Source organism: Tsukamurella conjunctivitidis (assembly GCF_007858475.1).
In the GTDB taxonomy this organism is placed as follows: domain Bacteria; phylum Actinomycetota; class Actinomycetes; order Mycobacteriales; family Mycobacteriaceae; genus Tsukamurella; species Tsukamurella conjunctivitidis.
Genome location: NZ_VIGX01000003.1, coordinates 388245 through 406251, shown reverse-complemented (window position 1 = coordinate 406251; position 18007 = coordinate 388245). Strand labels below are relative to the sequence as shown.

At 72.0% G+C, this 18007-nt stretch carries 15 protein-coding genes; 5 read left to right on the top strand and 10 right to left on the bottom strand.

Going from position 1 to position 18007, the window contains the following annotated elements; translation table 11 throughout:
- The first annotated feature begins 143 nt into the window (after window positions 1-143).
- Window positions 144-839 (top strand): uracil-DNA glycosylase, encoded by a 696-nt coding sequence (locus FK530_RS09005; protein WP_146486670.1) that lies wholly within the window; start codon window positions 144-146, stop codon window positions 837-839.
- A gap of 108 nt (window positions 840-947) precedes the next feature.
- Here the strand turns inward: FK530_RS09005 and rpmB are convergent, their stop codons facing one another.
- Complete coding sequence (gene rpmB / locus FK530_RS09000; protein ID WP_068521417.1) at window positions 948-1139, bottom strand: 50S ribosomal protein L28; 192 nt, start codon at window positions 1137-1139, stop codon at window positions 948-950.
- A 170-nt stretch (window positions 1140-1309) separates the two neighbouring features.
- On the opposite strand from rpmB, the gene FK530_RS08995 reads away from it, so the two are divergent.
- Window positions 1310-2980, top strand: a complete 1671-nt coding sequence (locus FK530_RS08995; RefSeq protein WP_158645060.1) for a DAK2 domain-containing protein — start codon at window positions 1310-1312, stop codon at window positions 2978-2980.
- Window positions 2977-5331 (top strand): ATP-dependent DNA helicase RecG, encoded by a 2355-nt coding sequence (locus tag FK530_RS08990; RefSeq protein WP_146486668.1) that lies wholly within the window; start codon window positions 2977-2979, stop codon window positions 5329-5331. The genes FK530_RS08995 and FK530_RS08990 overlap by 4 nt, the downstream gene beginning before the upstream one ends.
- Before the next feature lie 24 nt (window positions 5332-5355).
- On the opposite strand, the gene FK530_RS08985 is transcribed toward FK530_RS08990, so the two are convergent.
- The 9 genes from FK530_RS08985 to FK530_RS08945 all read right to left on the bottom strand — a co-directional run bounded on the left by FK530_RS08985 (window position 5356) and on the right by FK530_RS08945 (window position 16108).
- A complete protein-coding gene (locus FK530_RS08985; protein WP_191834059.1) occupies window positions 5356-5970 on the bottom strand; it encodes a TetR/AcrR family transcriptional regulator in 615 nt (204 codons plus the stop codon).
- Window positions 5971-5980: 10 nt separating this feature from the next.
- Window positions 5981-6805, bottom strand: a complete 825-nt coding sequence (locus FK530_RS08980; protein WP_146486667.1) for an enoyl-CoA hydratase family protein — start codon at window positions 6803-6805, stop codon at window positions 5981-5983.
- Between the two features lie 8 nt (window positions 6806-6813).
- Window positions 6814-7995: an acyl-CoA dehydrogenase family protein gene (locus FK530_RS08975; RefSeq protein WP_410468434.1), complete on the bottom strand. Its 1182-nt coding sequence runs from the start codon at window positions 7993-7995 to the stop codon at window positions 6814-6816.
- A gap of 6 nt (window positions 7996-8001) precedes the next feature.
- Window positions 8002-9957 (bottom strand): ATP-binding protein, encoded by a 1956-nt coding sequence (locus FK530_RS08970; RefSeq protein ID WP_146486666.1) that lies wholly within the window; start codon window positions 9955-9957, stop codon window positions 8002-8004.
- A gap of 7 nt (window positions 9958-9964) precedes the next feature.
- Window positions 9965-11554, bottom strand: coding sequence for an acyl-CoA carboxylase subunit beta (locus tag FK530_RS08965; protein WP_146486665.1), 1590 nt, complete (start codon window positions 11552-11554; stop codon window positions 9965-9967).
- 52 nt (window positions 11555-11606) lie between these two features.
- Window positions 11607-12779, bottom strand: coding sequence for an acyl-CoA dehydrogenase family protein (locus FK530_RS08960; protein ID WP_146486664.1), 1173 nt, complete (start codon window positions 12777-12779; stop codon window positions 11607-11609).
- Window positions 12776-14515 (bottom strand): acyclic terpene utilization AtuA family protein, encoded by a 1740-nt coding sequence (locus tag FK530_RS08955; protein WP_146486663.1) that lies wholly within the window; start codon window positions 14513-14515, stop codon window positions 12776-12778. The genes FK530_RS08960 and FK530_RS08955 overlap by 4 nt, the downstream gene beginning before the upstream one ends.
- 12 nt (window positions 14516-14527) lie before the next feature.
- Entirely contained in the window at window positions 14528-15304 is a 777-nt protein-coding gene (locus tag FK530_RS08950; RefSeq protein WP_146486662.1) for a TIGR03084 family metal-binding protein, read from the bottom strand.
- A gap of 99 nt (window positions 15305-15403) precedes the next feature.
- Complete coding sequence (locus tag FK530_RS08945) at window positions 15404-16108, bottom strand: HNH endonuclease family protein (protein WP_146486698.1); 705 nt, start codon at window positions 16106-16108, stop codon at window positions 15404-15406.
- 82 nt (window positions 16109-16190) lie between these two features.
- On the opposite strand from FK530_RS08945, the gene FK530_RS08940 reads away from it, so the two are divergent.
- Window positions 16191-17465, top strand: a complete 1275-nt coding sequence (locus FK530_RS08940; protein WP_146486661.1) for a glutamate-5-semialdehyde dehydrogenase — start codon at window positions 16191-16193, stop codon at window positions 17463-17465.
- Between the two features lie 46 nt (window positions 17466-17511).
- Complete coding sequence (locus FK530_RS08935) at window positions 17512-17961, top strand: SRPBCC family protein (protein ID WP_146486660.1); 450 nt, start codon at window positions 17512-17514, stop codon at window positions 17959-17961.
- Window positions 17962-18007 lie beyond the last annotated feature (46 nt).

The window sequence follows — 18007 nt, the reverse complement described above, 5'->3', positions numbered from 1 at the left end:
ACGACGCTGCCGCCGGGCTGGCGCGCGATCGGCGCGGCGGCGGCACCAGGCGCCCTGCCCGCGGGCACCGTCACCGTCGACGGCGACGCCGGCCCCCCGGCGGGCGGCTGGAACACCTTCACCGAGACCGAGGAGAACGGGTGATGACGGCGAAACCACTGGCGGAGAGCGTCGAGGCCGGATGGGCGGAGGCCCTCGCGCCCGTCGCCGACGAGATCGCCGCGCTCGGCGACTTCCTGCGCGCCGAGAACGCCTCCGGCGACGGCTACCTGCCGGCGGGCGCGCACGTGCTGCGCGCCTTCCGCCAGCCCTTCGCCGACGTGCGGGTGCTCATCGTCGGCCAGGACCCGTACCCCACGCCGGGGCACGCGGTCGGGCTCTCCTTCTCTGTCGATCCGGCGGTGCGGCCGATCCCTCGCAGCCTGCAGAACATCTACCGGGAGTACTGCGAGGACCTGGATCTGCCGATGCCCGCGAACGGCGACCTGTCGCCGTGGGCGGACCAGGGGGTGCTGCTGCTGAACCGCGTGCTGACGGTGCGCCCGGGCACGCCCGCATCGCATCGGGGGAAGGGCTGGGAGAAGGTCACCGAGTGCGCCATCGACGCATTGGTCGCGCGCGACGCCCCGCTCGTCGCGATCCTCTGGGGCCGTGACGCCGCGTCGCTCGGGTCCCGGCTCGGCGATGCGCCGCGGATCGAATCGGTGCACCCCTCGCCGCTGTCCGCCTCCCGGGGCTTCTTCGGCTCACGGCCCTTCTCGAAGGCCAATGAGGCGCTGGTCCGGCTGGGCGCGGAACCCGTCGACTGGCGCCTGCCGCACCTCGCCCAGGTGCGCTGACCCCGGCGGCGCGCAGCGGGCCCGTCTCGGCGCGTCCCCCGTGGTCGCACACGCCGAAGGCCCGTCACCTCGAGGAGGTGACGGGCCTTCGGGAGAGCTTATCGCGAACTAGCCGCGAACGACCTTGCCGGCCTTGATGCACGAGGTGCACACGTTCAGGCGACGGGTCTGGCCGGGCGCGACCTGGGCGCGCACGGTCTGGATGTTCGGGTTCCACCGGCGGTTGGTACGCCGGTGCGAGTGCGAGACCGACTTACCGAAGCCGGGGCCCTTGTCGCAGACGTCGCAGACGGCAGCCATAGTCGTGTACTCCTCGTATCGTTGAAAACCTGTGCTTCGGCCCCGCCGGTCGCAGACGTGAAGGACACGCTCGGACGCGAGGCAACCCTGCAAGCATAGCCGAGCGCGGCGGCGGAGCCAAACCGCTCCGGCGCCCGTACCGCGCGGGCCCGCCCACTAGGCTGACAGCTGTGACGGGACCGAATGCGGAGGACGGCCGCGTGGTGGTGGCGTGGCTGCGGCGCGCCGTCCTCGGACTCGAGCGCGCCGTCGACGAGATCAACACCCTCAACGTCTTCCCGGTGGCCGACGCCGACACCGGCACGAACATGCTCGTGACGCTCCGTGCGGCGGCCCGCTCCGCCGAGGTCGCGGACCGCACCGAGGGACCGCACGCCGTGGCCCGGGCGACCGTCGCCGGCGCGGTGGCCGGCGCGCGCGGCAACTCGGGGGTCATCGTCTCGCAGATCATGCGGGGCCTCGCCGGGCAGCTCGGGCCCGACGCCGACCTCACCGCCGAGGGACTCGCCACCGGCCTGCGGAAGGCGACGGATCTCGTGACCACCGCCGTCGCCGAGCCGATCGAGGGCACCATCCTCTCGGTCCTGCGCGCGGCGGCCGACGGTGCCGGCGCCGCACTGGCGGGCGGCGGCGATCTGGCCGCCTGCGCGCGCGCCTGCGCCGACGCCGCCTTCGACGCCCTGCTGCGCACCCGGGACCAGCTCGCCGACAACGCCGCCGCCGGCGTGGTCGATGCGGGCGGGCGCGGCCTGCTCGTCCTCCTGGACGCGCTCGTCGAGGTCACCGCGGGCGGTGCCGCCGAGCGCCCGCGGTTCGGACGGCAGATCGCGCCGCACGTCCAGGTGCACGTCGACGAGGGGCACGGGCACCCCCACGACCACGCTGCGCACGGCGACCCGCCGCGCGGCCCGCACGCCGACTACGAGGTGATGTACCTCCTGTCCGCGGCCACCGAGGCCACGGCGAACCGGTTGCGGGCGGAGCTCCAGGCGTTCGGCGATTCCGTGGTGGTGGTCGCCGCGGCGGATCCGGACCCGGTCGCGACCTGGTCGGTCCACACGCACACCACCGAGCCCGGCGCCGCGATCCAGGCGGGCCTGCGGCACGGCACCCTGCGCAGCATCGCCGTCAACGTGCTGCAGGAGACCGGCCACACCGAGACGCCGCTGCAGGCCCTGTTGGACGCGCCGCGGGCCATCGTCGCGCTGGTGTCCGGCGACGGCGCCGCCGAGTTGTTCGCGGACGCGGGCGCGGAGGTGATCCGGTGCGACAGCGGGATGACCCACGCTGAACTGCTGGCCGCGTTGCACCGCTTCGAGGGGCGCGAGGTCCTGCTCATGCCCAACGGTGCGCTGCCCACTCCGGAGCTGCTCGCGGTCGCCGCGCGGTCGCGCGAGTCGGGGGTGCTGGTGACGTTGCTGCCGACGTCGTCGATGGTGCAGGCGATCGCCGCGCTCGCCGTGCACGAGCCGAACGGCCACGCGGCCGACGACACCTACTCGATGGCGGAGGCGGCCGCGGGCGCGCGTTGCGGGTCCGTGGTGGCCGTCACGGAGGACGCGCTGACGATCCTCGGTCCCTGCGGCCCCGGCGACTACCTCGGCATGGTCGGCGGCGAGGTCGTCGTTCTCGAGGAGGACCAGTACTCCGCGGGCGAGGCCCTCGCGGAGCTGCTGCTCGCGACGGGCGGCGACATGGTCACCGTGCTGCTGGGGGAGGCCGGCGACGGCGACTTCCCCGACCGCGTCAGCGCCGCCCTGCGGCCCGATCGCCCGGAGGTCGAGGTCGTCGGCTACACCGGAGGGCAGACCGCGAGCGTGATGGAGATCGGCGTCGAATGACCGCTGCGCGCTCCCTCACGCTGCAGACGCCCCTCGCCGAGGCCGTCGACCCCGAGATCGCCGAGGCGGCGACCGCCGAGCTCGGGCTCGTCACCGTCGGTGACCTGTTGCGGCACTTCCCGTTCCGGTACGAGGGCGGAGCCGTCGAGGACGACGGTACGCGGCGATCCGAGCCTCGGATCGGCGACGACGTGGTGGTCATCGGCACGGTCACGGCGATCACGCCGCCGCGGGCGCACCACCGCGGCAAGAAGATGTTCAAGGTGCAGGTGGTCAACAAGGTCCGTGCCTACGACGTGACCTTCTTCAACTACCTGCCCAAGCCCATCCAGCCGGACCGGCAGCTTCTGCTGATCGGCCGGCTCGGCGAGTTCAACGGCAAGCTCCAGCTCACCCACCCCGAGTGGTTGGTCCTGCCCGATACGAGCATCACCTCCGCGGAGGCGCTCGCCGCCAACGAGGCCGGGTCGACCAAGGCGGGATCCAAGCGGCTCAAGTTCGCCGACCTGAGCCTGCTCATGCAGCCGACGGTCCCGATCTACCACGGCACCAAGAACATGCCGACCTGGCTCATCCTCTCGCTGGTGGACAGCGTCCTCAAGCGGCTCGCGCCGGTGCCGGAATCGCTGCCGCCCGAGTTTCTCGCGCTCCACGCGCTCATGAGTCTGGACGACGCCGTCCGCGCCGCGCACAAGCCCGACGGTCGCGCGCAGGCCGACCGCGCGCGGCGCCGTCTCGCCTTCGACGAGGCCGTGGCCATCGAGAGCGCCCTCGCACGCCGGGCCCACGACGTCGGCGTCGTCGGCGCTCCGCCGCTGCATGCGCCCGACGGTCCGCTGCAGGCAGGGCTCCGGGAGCGGCTCCCGTTCTCCCTCACCGCCGGCCAGGAGGAGGTGCTCGCCGAGATCCTCGGCGACATGGCCCGCGACCACCCGATGACCCGGCTGCTGCAGGGCGAGGTCGGCTCCGGTAAGACCCTCGTCGCGCTGCTGGCGATGCTCGCCGCGGTCGACGCGGGCCACCAGGCGGTCCTCCTGGCGCCCACGGAGGTGCTGGCGACTCAGCACCTGCTGTCGATCACGAAGATGCTCGGCGATCTCGCCGAGGCCGGGCAACTGGGCGCCGCCGATGCCGCGACCACGGTGACGCTCCTGACCGGCTCGATGACGGTGAAGCAGCGCCGCGCCGCGCTGCTGCGCATCGTGACCGGCGAGGCCGGCATCGTCATCGGCACGCACGCGCTGCTGGAGGACACCGTCGAATTCTTCCGGCTCGGTCTGGTGGTGGTCGACGAGCAGCACCGCTTCGGCGTGGAGCAGCGCGACCGACTGCGGCGCAAGGGCACCGGCGAGAGCTCCGACGACGATTCGATGCCGCACCTGTTGGTGATGACCGCGACCCCCATCCCGCGCACCGTCGCCCTGGCGCAGTTCGGCGACATGACGACCTCGGTCCTGCGTGAGCTGCCGCGTGGGCGGCAGCCGATCCAGACCTCGGTGGTTCCCGAGCACCGCGAGGCGTGGGTCGCGCGGGCCTGGGCGCGCGTCGACGAGGAGGTCCGCTCGGGCCGCCAGGTGTACGTCGTGTGCCCCCGGATCGGGGACGACGCGACCGGGGAGCAGGCCAAGGCCGGTTTCACCGACGAGGACTACGATTTCGACCGCGTCGCCGAGCCCGCTCCGAAGGCGGCGGGTCGGGGCGCGTCCCGCGCCGAACCCGCTGAGGAGGAGGACGCGAAGCGGAAGACGGTGTCGGCGCTGGAGATGTACGACGAGCTCGCCGCGGGGCCGCTCGGCGAGCACCGGATCGCCCTGCTGCACGGTCGTCTCCCCGCCGAGGAGAAGTCCGAAATCATGGCCGCCTTCGCCGCCGGAGAGATCGACGTCCTGGTCGCCACCACCGTGATCGAGGTCGGCGTGGACGTCGCGAACGCCACCACCATGGTGGTCCGCGACGCGGACCGCTTCGGCATCAGCCAGCTGCACCAGCTGCGCGGCCGCGTCGGCCGCGGCGGGCTGCCCGGCCTGTGCCTGCTCATCACCGCCACCGGGTCGGAGCGCACGCTGGAGCGGCTGCACAAGGTCGCCGAGACCGTCGACGGCTTCGCGCTCGCCCAGCTGGACCTCGAGTACCGGGGGTTCGGCGACATCCTCGGCGTCGACCAGTCCGGTCTCGCCCGGCGCCTGAGCTTCCTCGATCTCGCCCACGACGGCGACGTGCTGCACGCTGCTCGAGATCTCGCCTACGAGATCGTCGGCGAGGACCCGGAACTCGAGCGGCACCCGGCGCTGCGGGCGATGAACGAGGTCATCCTCGGCGGCGACCGCGGCGACTACCTCGACAAGGCGTAGGCCGACGGGCACGCACGGCGCGGCTCAGCGCGCTGCGAACACCGACGCCAGCTGGCGGCCCCAGAACTCGACGACCTGCTCGCGGCGCACCTCGTCGTCGGACAGCAGGTCCGCCAGGCCCAGCCCGCGGGCCAGATCCAGCGTGGCCTGCACGGCCCTACGCGCCTCGTCGTCGTCCCGGTCCACGCCGAGCAGCCGCATGGCGAGGGCGAAGACCTCGCGGGAGTGCTTGTTCTCGAAGGGCAGCATCCGCTCGCGGAGCGCGTCGTCGCTCGCCGCTGCGGTCCAGACGTGCAGGGCCGCCTTGAACAGGTCGTCGGTGTAGTACTCGACGATCAGCCGCGCCACCGCGTACGGGCGGTCGGGACCCTCGGGGACCGCCGCGCCCGCCTGCGCGACCTGCGCGAGCCGTTGCTCGCCCATGTACTCCAGCGCGGCACTGATCAGGTCCTCCCGCGTGGGGAAGTGGTGCTGCGCGGCGCCGCGCGAGACTCCCGCCTGCCGCGCCACACTGCCCACGGTGGTCGCGGTCCAGCCGCGGGCCGCCAGCGAGGCGATGGTGGTCTCCAGCAGCCGCTGCCGGGTCTCCCGGCTGCGGGACTGCTGGGGTGCGCGAATGGGCGGGCGGAGGGGAGTCATCGAATGCAGCCTATTCCGCCGGTACCGGTTCGGCCCAGCTCGGCGCGCGCTTCTGCAGGAACGCGGTGATCCCCTCGACGGACTCGGGGGAGCCGAACAATCGCGCCGACTGCTCCCCGAGGGCGTCCGCCCGCTCGTCGAAGGAGCGCAGGACATCGTGCCAGAGGATCTGTTTCGTCTCCCGCAGGCCCTGCGGGCTGCACAGCTGCAGCTCGGCGAGCTGCTCGGCGACCGCGGTCGCCGGGTCGTCCACCGCCGCGGTGATGAGGCCGTAGCCGGCGGCCTCGGCACCGTCGAACTTGCGGCCCGTGAGCAGCAGTGTGGAGGCGACCCGGGACGGGAGGTGCGGGAGCAGTACCAGCGAGACCATCGCCGGCGCGACGCCGATCCGCGTTTCCGTGACGGCGAAGGAGGCGGCGGGACCGGCGAAGACGAAGTCGCAGGAGCCGATGAGGCCGAAGCCGCCGGCCCGGACGTGGCCGTCGACCTGGGCGATCACCGGCTTCGGGCACTCGATGATGCCGCGCATCGCGCCGATCATGGCGAGGGTGCGCGACTTCGGGTCCGAGCCGGCCCCGGAACGAGAGTCATTCGGCCCGCTCGCTCCGCTCCCGGCGCCGGTCGCCGCCTCCTTGAGGTCCGCACCCGCGCAGAAGGTGGTGCCGGTGTGCGTGAGCACCACGGCGCGTGCGGCGTCGTCCGCGGCAGCCCGCTGCAGCCCGGCGCTCAGGTCGGCGAGGAGCCGCTGCGAGATCGCGTTGCGGTTGTGCGGGCTGTCGATCGTGAGGTACGCGGCCCCGTTCGTGGTGTCGTACCGGACCAGGGGTTCGGTCATGCGGACTCCTAGTAGCTCTTGGGCAGACCGAGCGAGTGCTCGGAGATGAAGTTGAGCACCATCTCGCGGCTGACCGGCGCGATGCGGAACAGGCGCGAGGCGACCAGCATCTGTGCGAGGCCGTACTCGGTGGTGAGGCCGTTGCCGCCGAGCGAGTGGATCGCGCGGTCGACGGCCTTCGCGCCGGCCTCGCCGCCCGCGAACTTCGCCATGTTCGCTGCCTCGGCCGCGGCGAACTCCTGGCCGGCGTCGTAGAGCGTCGCCGCCTTCTGCAGCATGAGCTTCGCCAGCTCCGTCTCGACCTTGAGCTCGGCGAGCGGGTGGGCGATGGCCTGGTGCGCGCCGATCGGGACCTTGAAGACGGTGCGCTCCTTGGCGTACGCCACCGCGCGGTCGATCGCGTACCGGGCCGAGCCGACCGAGCCGGCGGCGGCCATGATGCGCTCCGGGTTGAGCCCGGCGAAGAGCTGCGCGATGGCGGCGTCGGGCTCGCCGACGAGCGCCTCGGCGGGCAGGCGGACGTCGTCGAAGAAGAGCGTCCACTGCGACTCCGGCAGGCCCACCTCCATGGGGATCTTGGTCTTCTGCAGGCCGGGCGAGTCGGTGGGCATGAGGAAGAGCGCGGGGCGCAGCTTGCCGGTCTTGGCGTCCTCGCTGCGCGAGACCACGAGGATCACGTCCGCCAGCTCGATGCCGGAGATGAAGGTCTTCTGGCCGGAGATGATCCAGTCGTCGCCGTCGCGCCGGGCGGTGGTGGTGATGCGGTGGCTGTTACTGCCCGCGTCGGGCTCGGTGATCGCGAAGGCGGCGATCGTCTCGCCCGAGGCGATGCCCGGCAACCAGCGCTGCTTCTGCTCCTCCGTGCCGAACCTGGAGATGATGGTGCCGTTGATGGCGGGGGAGACCACCAGCATGAGCAGCGATGAACCGACCGCGGCCAGCTCCTCGCCGACGATGCCCAGCTCGTACATCCCGGCGCCGCCGCCGCCGTACTGCTCGGCGATGTTCACGCCGATCAGGCCGAGATCGCCCGCGGCCTTCCACAGCTCGGTGGGGCCCTCGCCGGCCGCGATCTTCTCGCGCATGTACTCGGGGCCGAACTGCTTACCGAGATCCGAGACCGTCGTGCGGAGCGCCTGGCGCTCGTCGGACTCGATGACGTCCATCGAAATGGCTTCCGTGGTGCTCATTCCCTGTTACTCCGTCTCTTCCAGCACGGCGACGACCGCGCCGGCATCGATGTTCTGGCCCACCTCGACCGGGATGGAGGCGATGACGCCGTCGGCGGGGGCGGAGATGGCGTGCTCCATCTTCATGGCCTCCATCCACAGCACCGGTTGACCGGCGGTGACGGAATCGCCCGCCTGCGCGCCGATCCGGGTGATCACGCCGGGCATCGGCGCGAGCAGCGAGCCCGCGGCGGCCGCGGCGTCCGCCGAGGGCAGCGGGTTCACGAGCGTCAGCGTCGCCGCGCCCCGCGCGGTCTCCACCTCGACCACGGTCTGGTCACCGGGGTAGGCGGTGACGGCGACGGTGCGCCGGACACCGTCGCGCTCGACCGCGACAGTGGCGCGCTCCCCGTCGTCGGTGACGGCGGCGACCCGTCCGCCGTCAGCTCGGAAGTCGCGGTCGTCGGCGGTGCGGAACTCCGGTACCAGGGTGCGGGAACCGAGGTTGCGCCAGCCGGGTGCGACGTGCGGCAGCGGGCTCGCGGCGGCACCCCGGCGGTCCAGCACCGCCCCGGCGGCCGCTGCCGCCTCGGCGAGCTCGTCCTCGCCCAGCAGCGGCGCCGCGAGCCGCTCGAGCCGCTCACCGGTGAGGAAGTCCGTCGCGAAGTCGCCCGCCTTGAAGTCCGCGTCCGCGAGGACGCGCACGAGGAGGTCGCGGTTCGTGGTGAGGCCGTGGATCACAGCCTTGCGCAGGGCGGCCTCGGTGATCGCGAGGGCCTGCGCGCGAGTCGGGGCGTAGCCGATGACCTTCGCCAGCATCGGGTCGTAGAAGACCTCCACGACGCTGTCGCGGGGCGCCAGCGCGCTGTCGAGCCGGATGCCGGGACGATCCGGGCCGGAGAACTCGCTGACCACGCCGGGGACCTCGAAGCGGTGCACGGTGCCGGCGGCCGGGCGCCAGTCGTTGGCCGGATCCTCCGCGTAGAGGCGGGCCTCGATGGCCCAGCCGCGGGTGGCGGGCGGCTCGGCCGACGGCAGGGGAAGGCCGGCGGCCACGTCGAACTGGAGGCCCACGAGGTCGAGGCCGGTGGTGGCCTCGGTGACCGGGTGCTCCACCTGCAGACGCGTGTTCACCTCGAGGAAGAAGAACTCGCCCGCGTCCGTCGCGAGGAATTCGACGGTGCCCGCGCCGGTGTAGCCGATGGCCTTGGCGGCGTTGGCGGCCGCCTCGTACAGGGCGGTCCGCATCGCCGGGTGGCGCTCGACGAGCGGCGACGGTGCCTCCTCGAGCACCTTCTGGTGGCGGCGCTGGATCGAGCACTCGCGCTCGCCCACGGCCCAGACGGTGCCCTGGGAGTCGGCCATCACCTGGACCTCGATGTGGCGGCCGCGCTCGAGGTAGCGCTCGCAGAAGACGGTCCCGTCGCCGAAGGCGGACTTCGCCTCGCGCTCGGCGGCGTCCAGATTCTCCTGCAGCTCCGCACGGGTGCGGACCACGCGCATGCCGCGACCGCCGCCGCCTGCGGAGGCCTTCACCAGCACGGGGAAGTCGCTGTCGGAGACCTGATCCGGCGTGAGGTTCGTCAGCATCGGGACACCGGCCTCGGCGAGGCGCGCCTTCGCCGCGACCTTGGAGCCCATCGCTGTGATCGCCTCGGGGGAGGGACCGATCCAGGTGAGCCCGGCCGCGTGGACCGCGGCGGCGAAGTCGGCGTTCTCGGAGAGGAAGCCGTAACCGGGGTGGATCGCCTGCGCGCCGGTGGCCTTCGCCGCGGCGATGATCTTCTCGCCCTGCAGGTAGGTATCAGCGGGGGACTCGCCGGGCAGGCGCACGGCCTCGTCGGCCTCCGTGACGTGCGGCGCGGAGGCGTCCGGGTCGGAGTACACCGCGACGGCGCGCAGGCCGCGGGCGTGCGCCGCGGCGATGACGCGGCGGGCGATCTCGCCGCGATTGGCGACGAGGACGGAATCGAATGTCGTCATGGGTTCCTCACATCCGGAAGACGCCGAAGGCGTCGGTGCCGTGGACGGGGCCGTTGTGGATGGCGGAGAGCGCCATGCCGAGCACCGTGCGGGTGTCGCGGGGGTCGATGATGCCGTCGTCGTAGAGCATTCCGGACATGAAGGCCGGCAGGGACTCCTTGTCGATCTGGGTCTCGATCGCGGTGCGCATGCCGTCGACGAACGCGGGGTCCATCGCCTGACCGCGGGAGGCGGCCGAGGCGGCGGCGACCTCGGTGACCACGTCGGCGAGTTGCTTGGCGCCCATGACCGCGGAACGCGCACTCGGCCAGGAGAACAGGAAGCGCGGGTTGAAGGCGCGGCCCGCCATGCCGTAGTGGCCCGCGCCGTACGAGGCGCCGGCGATCAGCGAGAGGTGCGGCACCTCCGAGTTGGAGACCGCGTTGATCATCATCGAGCCGTGCTTGATCATGCCGCCGCGCTCGTACTCGGCGCCCACCATGTAGCCGGTGGTGTTGTGGATGAACAGCAGCGGCGTGTCGTAGCGGTTGGCCAGCTGGATGAACTGCGTGGCCTTCTGCGCTTCCTCGGAGAAGAGGACGCCGCGCGCGTTCGCGAGAATGCCGATCGGGTAGCCGTGCAGGTTCGCCCAACCGGTGGTCAGTGAGCCGCCGTAGAGCGGCTTGAACTCGTCGTAGTCGGAGTCGTCCACGATGTGGGCGATGATCTCGCGCGGGTCGAACGGGATCTTCAGATCGTCCGGGACGATGTCGAGCAGGCCCTCGGCGTCGTAGCGCGGGGGCTTGACCAGGCTCGACGGAGCCGTGCCCTGCTTGTGCCAATTGAGGCGTTTGACGATCGAGCGCGCGATCCGTGCGGCATCGAGCTCGTCGTTGGCCATGTAGTCGCCGAGGCCCGAGGTGCGGGAGTGCATCTCGGCGCCGCCGAGCGTCTCGTCGTCGGAGATCTCGCCCGTCGCGGCCTTCACCAGGGGCGGCCCGGCGAGGAAGACCTTGGAGCGCTCCTTGATCATCACCACGTGATCGCTCATGCCGGGGATGTACGCGCCGCCGGCGGTGGAGTTGCCGTAGACCACCGAGATGGTCGGGATACCGGCCTTGGACAGCTGCGTCAGGTTGCGGAACATCGCGCCGCCGGGGACGAAGACCTCCTTCTGTGTGGGGAGGTCGGCGCCGCCGGACTCGACCAGGGAGAGCACCGGGAGCCGGTTCTCCTTGGCGATGTCGTTGAGGCGCAGCGACTTGCGTAGGGTCCACGGGTTCGAGGTGCCGCCCTTGACGGTGGGGTCGTTCGCGACGATCATCACCTCGACGCCCTCGACCACGCCGATGCCGCCGACGAGGGAGGCGCCCACCTGGAAGTCGCTGCCCCACGCCGCGAGCGGCATCAGCTCGAGGAACGGGGAAGCCGGATCGAGCACGCTGTCGATGCGCTCCCGGGCCGTGAGCTTGCCGCGCCCCCGGTGCCGCTCCACGTACTTCTCGCCGCCGCCCGCCAGGGCCTTGTCGAACTCGGCGGTGAGGTCGGCGAGCTTGCCGAGCATGGTCTCGCGGTACGCGGCGGCGTCGGGGGCCGGGGTGCTGCGGAGCACCGTCATGGGTGTGTTCCTTTGCCTGTCGTCGGTGTCGGAGTGGGTGCCTGGGTGGGGATCACTTGTAGCCGAGGCGGTTCGCCGCGAGCGTCGTGAGGATCTGCGTGGTGCCGCCGCCGATGCCGAGGATGCGGACATCGCGGTAGTGCCGCGAGACCTCGTACTCGGACATGTATCCGTGGCCGCCGAACAGCTGCACCGCCTCGTTCGCGACCCACTCGCCGCACTCGACGGCGGTGTTCTTCGCGAAGCAGGCCTGGGGCACGAGCTCCGCGGCCGCTGCCGGACCGCCCGCGGCGAGGGCCTCCGTGTAGAGGTCGGCCACGTGCCGGCTGTAGACGCGTGCCACTTCGGTGCGGCGGCGCATCTCGGTCACGGTGTTCTGCACCGCCTGCCGCTTGATCAGCGGCTTGCCGAAGGTCTCGCGCTGGCGGACCCAGTCGAGGGTGAGGTCGAGGCAGCGCTGGGCGTGCGAGTAGGCCTGGACGGCGAGCGCGAGGCGCTCGGTCACGAAGGCGGCGCCGATCATGAGGAAGCCGCTGTTCTCGGGGCCGATGAGGTTCTCGGCCGGCACACGCACGTCGGTGAAGGAGAGCTCGGCCGTGTCGGAGGCGTGCCAGCCCATCTTCTTCAGGGGCGCGCTGACCTCGAAACCGTCGAGGCCCTTGGGGATCACGAGGAGGCTGATGCCGCCGGCTCCCTCACCGCCGGTGCGGACCGCGGTGACCACCCAGTCGGCGCGGATGCCCGAGGTGATGAACGTCTTGGCGCCGTTGACGATGTAGTGATCGCCGTCCTTGCGCGCCGTGGTGGTGAGGTGGCTCAGGTCGGAGCCGCCGCCGGGCTCGGTGAGGCCGAGCGAGCTGATCTTCTCGCCGGCGAGAACGGGGGCGACCCACTTCGCCTTCTGCTCGTCGGTGCCCGCGAGGATGATGTGCGGCACGGAGATCCCGCAGGTGAACAGCGACGCGAACAGGCCGCCGGAGCCACCGGCTTCGTGCATCGCCTCGCACACGACGAGCGCGTCGCGGGGGTCGCCGCCCCCGCCGCCGACCGACTCGGGGAAAGAGACGCCGAGCAGGCCCAGGTCGCCGGCCTTCTTGTGCAGCTCGCGGGGGAGCAGGCCCTCCGCCTCCCACTGGTCCTGGTACGGCAGGATCTCGCGTTCGGTGAACGCCGTCACCGTCTTCCGCAGGGCGAGCCGCTCGTCGGACTCCCACAGGTCGGTCATGCGATCTCCTTCGTGGTGTGGCTGGCGGGCAGCAGGGCGACGGGCAGGTCGACGTAGCGGCCGCGGAGCCACTCGCCGACGCCCTTGGCCTGCGGGTCGAACCGGTAGCCGTGCGCGACGCCCTTACCGAGCAGGTCCTCGATGACGAAGTTGAGGGCCTTGAGGTTGGGCAGCTCGTACCGGCGGACGGGGAGGTCCGCCGCCTCCGGAAGGAGTTCGCGCAGAGCCTGTTCGGTCAGGTTACTGCGGAGCCATTCGTAGGCTTCGTCGGACTCCGCCCAGACGCCGACGTTGGCGCTCCCGCCCTTGTCGCCGCTGCGCGCACCGAAGACGGTGCCGAGCGGCACGCGGGCGGTCGCTCCGGGGCCGGCGGAGACCTGCGGCGCGGTGCCGGGCTGCGACGGGTCCACGGGGAGGTCCTGGGTGACGGCCGGCGGCGCGATGTCGGCGACGGTGCCGTCGGGCCGGTGCGAGCGGTGGGGCACGTCCTCGTTGGGCACGTAGACGGCCTGGTACACGCCGTACGGGCCGCCGCTCGAGGGCGGCGCCATCGGGGAGGCACCGGGGTAGGTGGCGAGCGCCAGCTCGACCGCGGCCGAACTGAACGCGCGGCCCACGCGGTTCGGGTCGGCGTCCCAGGCCACCGCGGTGAGGGTGGCGGACGCCGCCGCCTCGGTGGGGGCGTCGGGGTGGTCGGTGCGCGCGAGCCGGAACTGCAGGCCCGACGGCGCCGGGTTCAGCGCATCCCGCAGCTGTGCCTCGAGCAGCTCTGCCTTGCGCTCGACGTCGATGCCGGTGAGCAGGAAGGCGATCTCGTTGCGGAACCCGCCCAGGGTCGTCGTCGCCACTTTGGTCATGGCCGACGGTGCCTCGCCGCGGACCCCGGTGACGGTCACGCGATCGGCGCCGTCCTGGGCCAGGGTCATCGAATCGAGCAGCAGCGTGACGTCGGGGTTCGCGTACCGCTGGCCGGTGACCTCGTAGAGCAGCTGGGCGGTGACGGTGCCGACCTCCACCACGCCGCCGGTGCCGGGCTGCTTGGTGATGGCGAAGGAGCCGTCGGAGGCGATCTCGGCGATGGGGAAGCCGGGGTGGAGGAGCTGCGTGATGGGGTGGCGGTCGAAGAAGGCGTAGTTGCCGCCGGTGGCCTGGGTGCCGCACTCGATGATGTGTCCCGCGGCGACCGCGCCGGCCAGCGCGTCGAAGTCGGTCCGCTGCCAGCCGAACTCGGCGATCGCGGGGCCGAGGATGACGGAGGCGTCGGTGACGCGGCCGGTGATGACGATGTCGGCGCCCGCGGTGAGGCAGTCGGCGATACCGAAGGCGCCGAGATAGGCGTTGGCGGTCACCGCGTTCGGCACGCCGAGGTCGGCGGACCGGGCGAGCAGATCGTCACCGTCGACCCAGCCGACCTTGAGGTCGGTGCCGGACTCTGCGACGGCCTTCTCGACCGCGGCGGCGAGGCCGCCCGGATTGAGGCCGCCGGCGTTGACGACGACCTTGGTGCCGCGCTCGGCGAGTGTCTGCAGGTGCGGGGTCAGGTGCCGCAGGAAGGTCTTGGCGTATCCCAGGTCCGCGTCCTTGAGCCGGTCGCGACCGAGGATGAGCATGGTGAGTTCGGCGAGGTAGTCCCCGGTGATGTAGTCGACGCGCGGGCCGGCGAGCATCTCGCCGAGCGCGGCGGCGCGGTCGCCGTAGAAGCCGGAGATGTTGGCGATCCGGATGGGGCTGGTCATGTCAGATGCCTCCTAGGTCGAGGTAGGGGCGCGGCCGGTGCCGGGGGCGCCGGCGAAGCACTGCGCGATGGTCAGCCAGTGGGCGGCGTCGGCGCCGGTGGCGACGAGGTCGGTGTCGGCGACGTTGATGCGCTGGGTCGCGAGGCGGCAGAAGTCCTCGAGCGAGCCGTTCACGTGCTGCGCGGCGTCGCCGGGGCCGAAGCAGACCTCGGAGCCGTCGGCGGCCACGAGGAAGACGTCGAAGGGCTCGGCGGGCGGCGTCTCGCCGTTCACGGTGTACGCGAAGTCGCGGGTCTTGTACGCGATCTTCGCGACGTGGGGGAGCGCCTCGGGGGTGTCCAGCTCGGTGCCGGCGGCGTCGGCGATGTCCAAGCCGTGGGCCCAGGTCTCCATGAGGCGGGCGTTGGCCATGGTGGCGGGCCGCATGGGCGGGCCGAACCAGGGGAGCGGCGTGCCGGGATCGGCCTCGCGGAGCGCGGCGGCGAGGGCGGCGCGGGCGCGGTCCCAGCGGGCGCGCAGGTCGGGGTCGGCGGCGAGCTCGGCGGCGCCGGCGTCGACGAAGCCCATCGGGTCCTGCATCGCGTCCTTGAGGATCGCGGCGAAGCCGTCGGGATCGGTGGCGGAGACCAGCGAGACCTCGTCGGTCCAGGCCAGGTGGGCGACCTGGTGGGCGACGGTCCAGCCCTCGGCGGGCGTGGGAATCGACCAGTCGGGGAGCGAATCCGCGATGGCGGCGACGGCGGCCGAGGTGGACTCGAGCGCGTCGAACACGGGGGCTGAAGTGGGCACGCGCACACTCTGTCAGCCCCGGACGAAAAAAACAAGCAGCAATGCTTGTTTGATGTGCCGGGGTTGCCGACACCGCTCCCGGGCGGGGTGCGGAGGCGCTCAGGAGCAGGTCCGGCCGGCCTGCTCGATGACGGCCGACGAAGCGCGGTCGACCGACAGGCCGTACTCGCGGGCGATGAAGGAGAACTGGCGCGCGTACTGGCAGTGGAAGCGCCCGTTGGCCGGCATCCACCGGCCCGGGGGAGAGTCGCGCTTGTTCTCGTTGGCCGGGCCGTCGACCGCGACCAGGTTCCGCGGATCGTTGGCGAAGACGGTGCGCTTCGCGTCGTCCCACGACCAGGCGCCCATGTCCCACGCGTAGGCGAGCGCGATCACGTGATCGATCTGGACCTTGGCCGAGGTCTTCGCACCGCGCTCGAAGCGCATCGTGGTCCCGCTGTACGGATCGACGAGGGTGCCCGTCGCCACGGCGCTCGGGCAGCCCGACGTGCGCACGTACGTCTTGTTCTTCAGGTCCCGGTCCAGCACGTCGTTGCGGGTGTCGCAGCCGTTGTGCCCGAGCGGGGCCGATTGGTCATCGGTCCACGCCTTCCCGAAGGCGGCCCGGCGGTAGGGCTGCGGGGCGCGTTCGCGCGCGGCGACGATCCGGACTCCCGCGAGCGGCGCACCGTCGGACACGGTCCCGGACGGTGAGGCGGGACCGGGGGAGGGGTCCCCGGCCGACCGATCGCGGAGGACGCCGACGGCCACGAAGACCGCCGTCGCGACCACGAGGATCAACGAGACCCACGCCTGCCGGGACAGGCTGCGGACACTCCTCCGGCGGGACACGAGCGCAACGTAGCACCGCGCACCGACGATTCCGGCCGCCGCGTATTCTCGGATCATGAGCACGCCCACCGCCCAGGACGCCGACCTGCAGACCGCGACCGTCGCGGTCGAGGAGGCGGCCCGCGCCGCCCGCGCCGCGTCGAAGCAGCTGATCACGCTGACCACGGAGCAGAAGAACACGGCGCTGCACGCCGCCGCCGACGCGCTGCTCGCGGCGAAGGATCGCATCCTCGCGGCCAACGCGGAGGACGTCGAGCGGGCGCGTGCCACCGGCACCGAGGAATCGCTGATCGACCGGCTCGCCCTCAACGCCGCCCGCGTCGACGGCATCGCCTCCGGCCTGCGTCAGGTCGCCGGCCTGCCGGACCCGATCGGGACCGTGCTGCGCGGATCCACGCTGCCCAACGGTCTCGAGCTCCGACAGGTCGCCGTGCCGCTCGGCGTCGTCGGCATCGTCTACGAGGCGCGGCCGAACGTCACCGTCGACGCCTTCGGTCTCACGCTCAAGTCCGGTAACGCGGTGCTGCTGCGCGGCTCCAGCTCGGCGGCCTCGTCGAACGCGGCCCTGGTGACCGTCCTGCGCGAGTCCCTGGAGGCGAGCGGCATCACGCCCGACGCCGTCGCGCTGCTCCCTGCCGAGTCCCGGGCCAGCGTCACCGCGCTGATCCGCGCCCGCGGCCTCGTCGACGTGGTGATCCCGCGCGGCGGTGCGGGGCTGATCGCGGCGGTCGTGCGCGACGCGACGGTGCCCACCATCGAGACCGGTACGGGCAACTGCCACATCTACGTCCACCCCGCGGCCGACCTCGACATGGCCGAGGAGATCGTGGTCAACGCCAAGACCCGACGCCCCAGTGTGTGCAACACCGTCGAGACCGTCCTCGTGGACCGCGCGCTCGCCGACACCTTCCTGCCCCGCCTGCTGAGCACCTTCCAGGCCGAGGGCGTGATCGTGCACGGCGACGAGGCGTCGATGGTGCCCGCCACCGAGGAGGACTGGGCCGATGAGTACCTCAGCCTCGACGTCGCCGTGAAGCTGGTCGACGGGATCGACGCCGCGATCGAGCACATCGACCGGTACGGCACCGGGCACACCGAGGCCATCATCACCGGTGATCTCGCCGCCGCCCGCGCGTTCACCACCCGCGTCGACGCCGCCGCCGTCATGGTCAACGCCTCCACCGCCTTCACCGACGGGGAGCAGTTCGGCTTCGGCGCCGAGATCGGCATCTCCACGCAGAAGCTGCACGCGCGCGGCCCGATGGGTCTGCCGGAGCTCACCTCCACCAAGTGGATCGCGTGGGGCGACGGGCACGTCCGGCCCCGGTAATCCCGACCCCGCCGGACGACGGCACCGTCGGGGGTAGGTTGTCGCCATGGCAATCAACAAGTCCCTCGAATTCGACATCGACGCCCCGGTCACGCTGGTCATCGACACGCTCGCCGACGTCGAGGCCCTGCCGGACTGGTCGTCGGCGCACAGCAACGTCAAGGTCGTCGAGCGCGATGCGAACGGCCGGCCGAGCGTCGTCGACGCCTCCGTCGGTCTCATGATGTTCAGCGACAACCTGACCTTCGACTACGTCTTCACCGACGTCAGCTGCAAGTGGGACACCCGTAACGAGGGCACCGCGGTCCGCAGCCAGGGAGGCATCTACGAGCTCTCGCCGAAGGGGGACGACCAGACGCACGTCAAGGTCACGATGTACCTCGACCCCAAGGTCAAGGCCCCGGGGTTCGTGGTGAAGAAGGGCATCAAGCTCGCCATGGACATCATCAAGAACGGCCTGACCAAAGAGGTCATGAAGCGCAAGGCCGCCGCCTGACGGTCGGCCGCCGGGGCTCGGCGCGAAAGCCCCGGCGGCGCCGCTA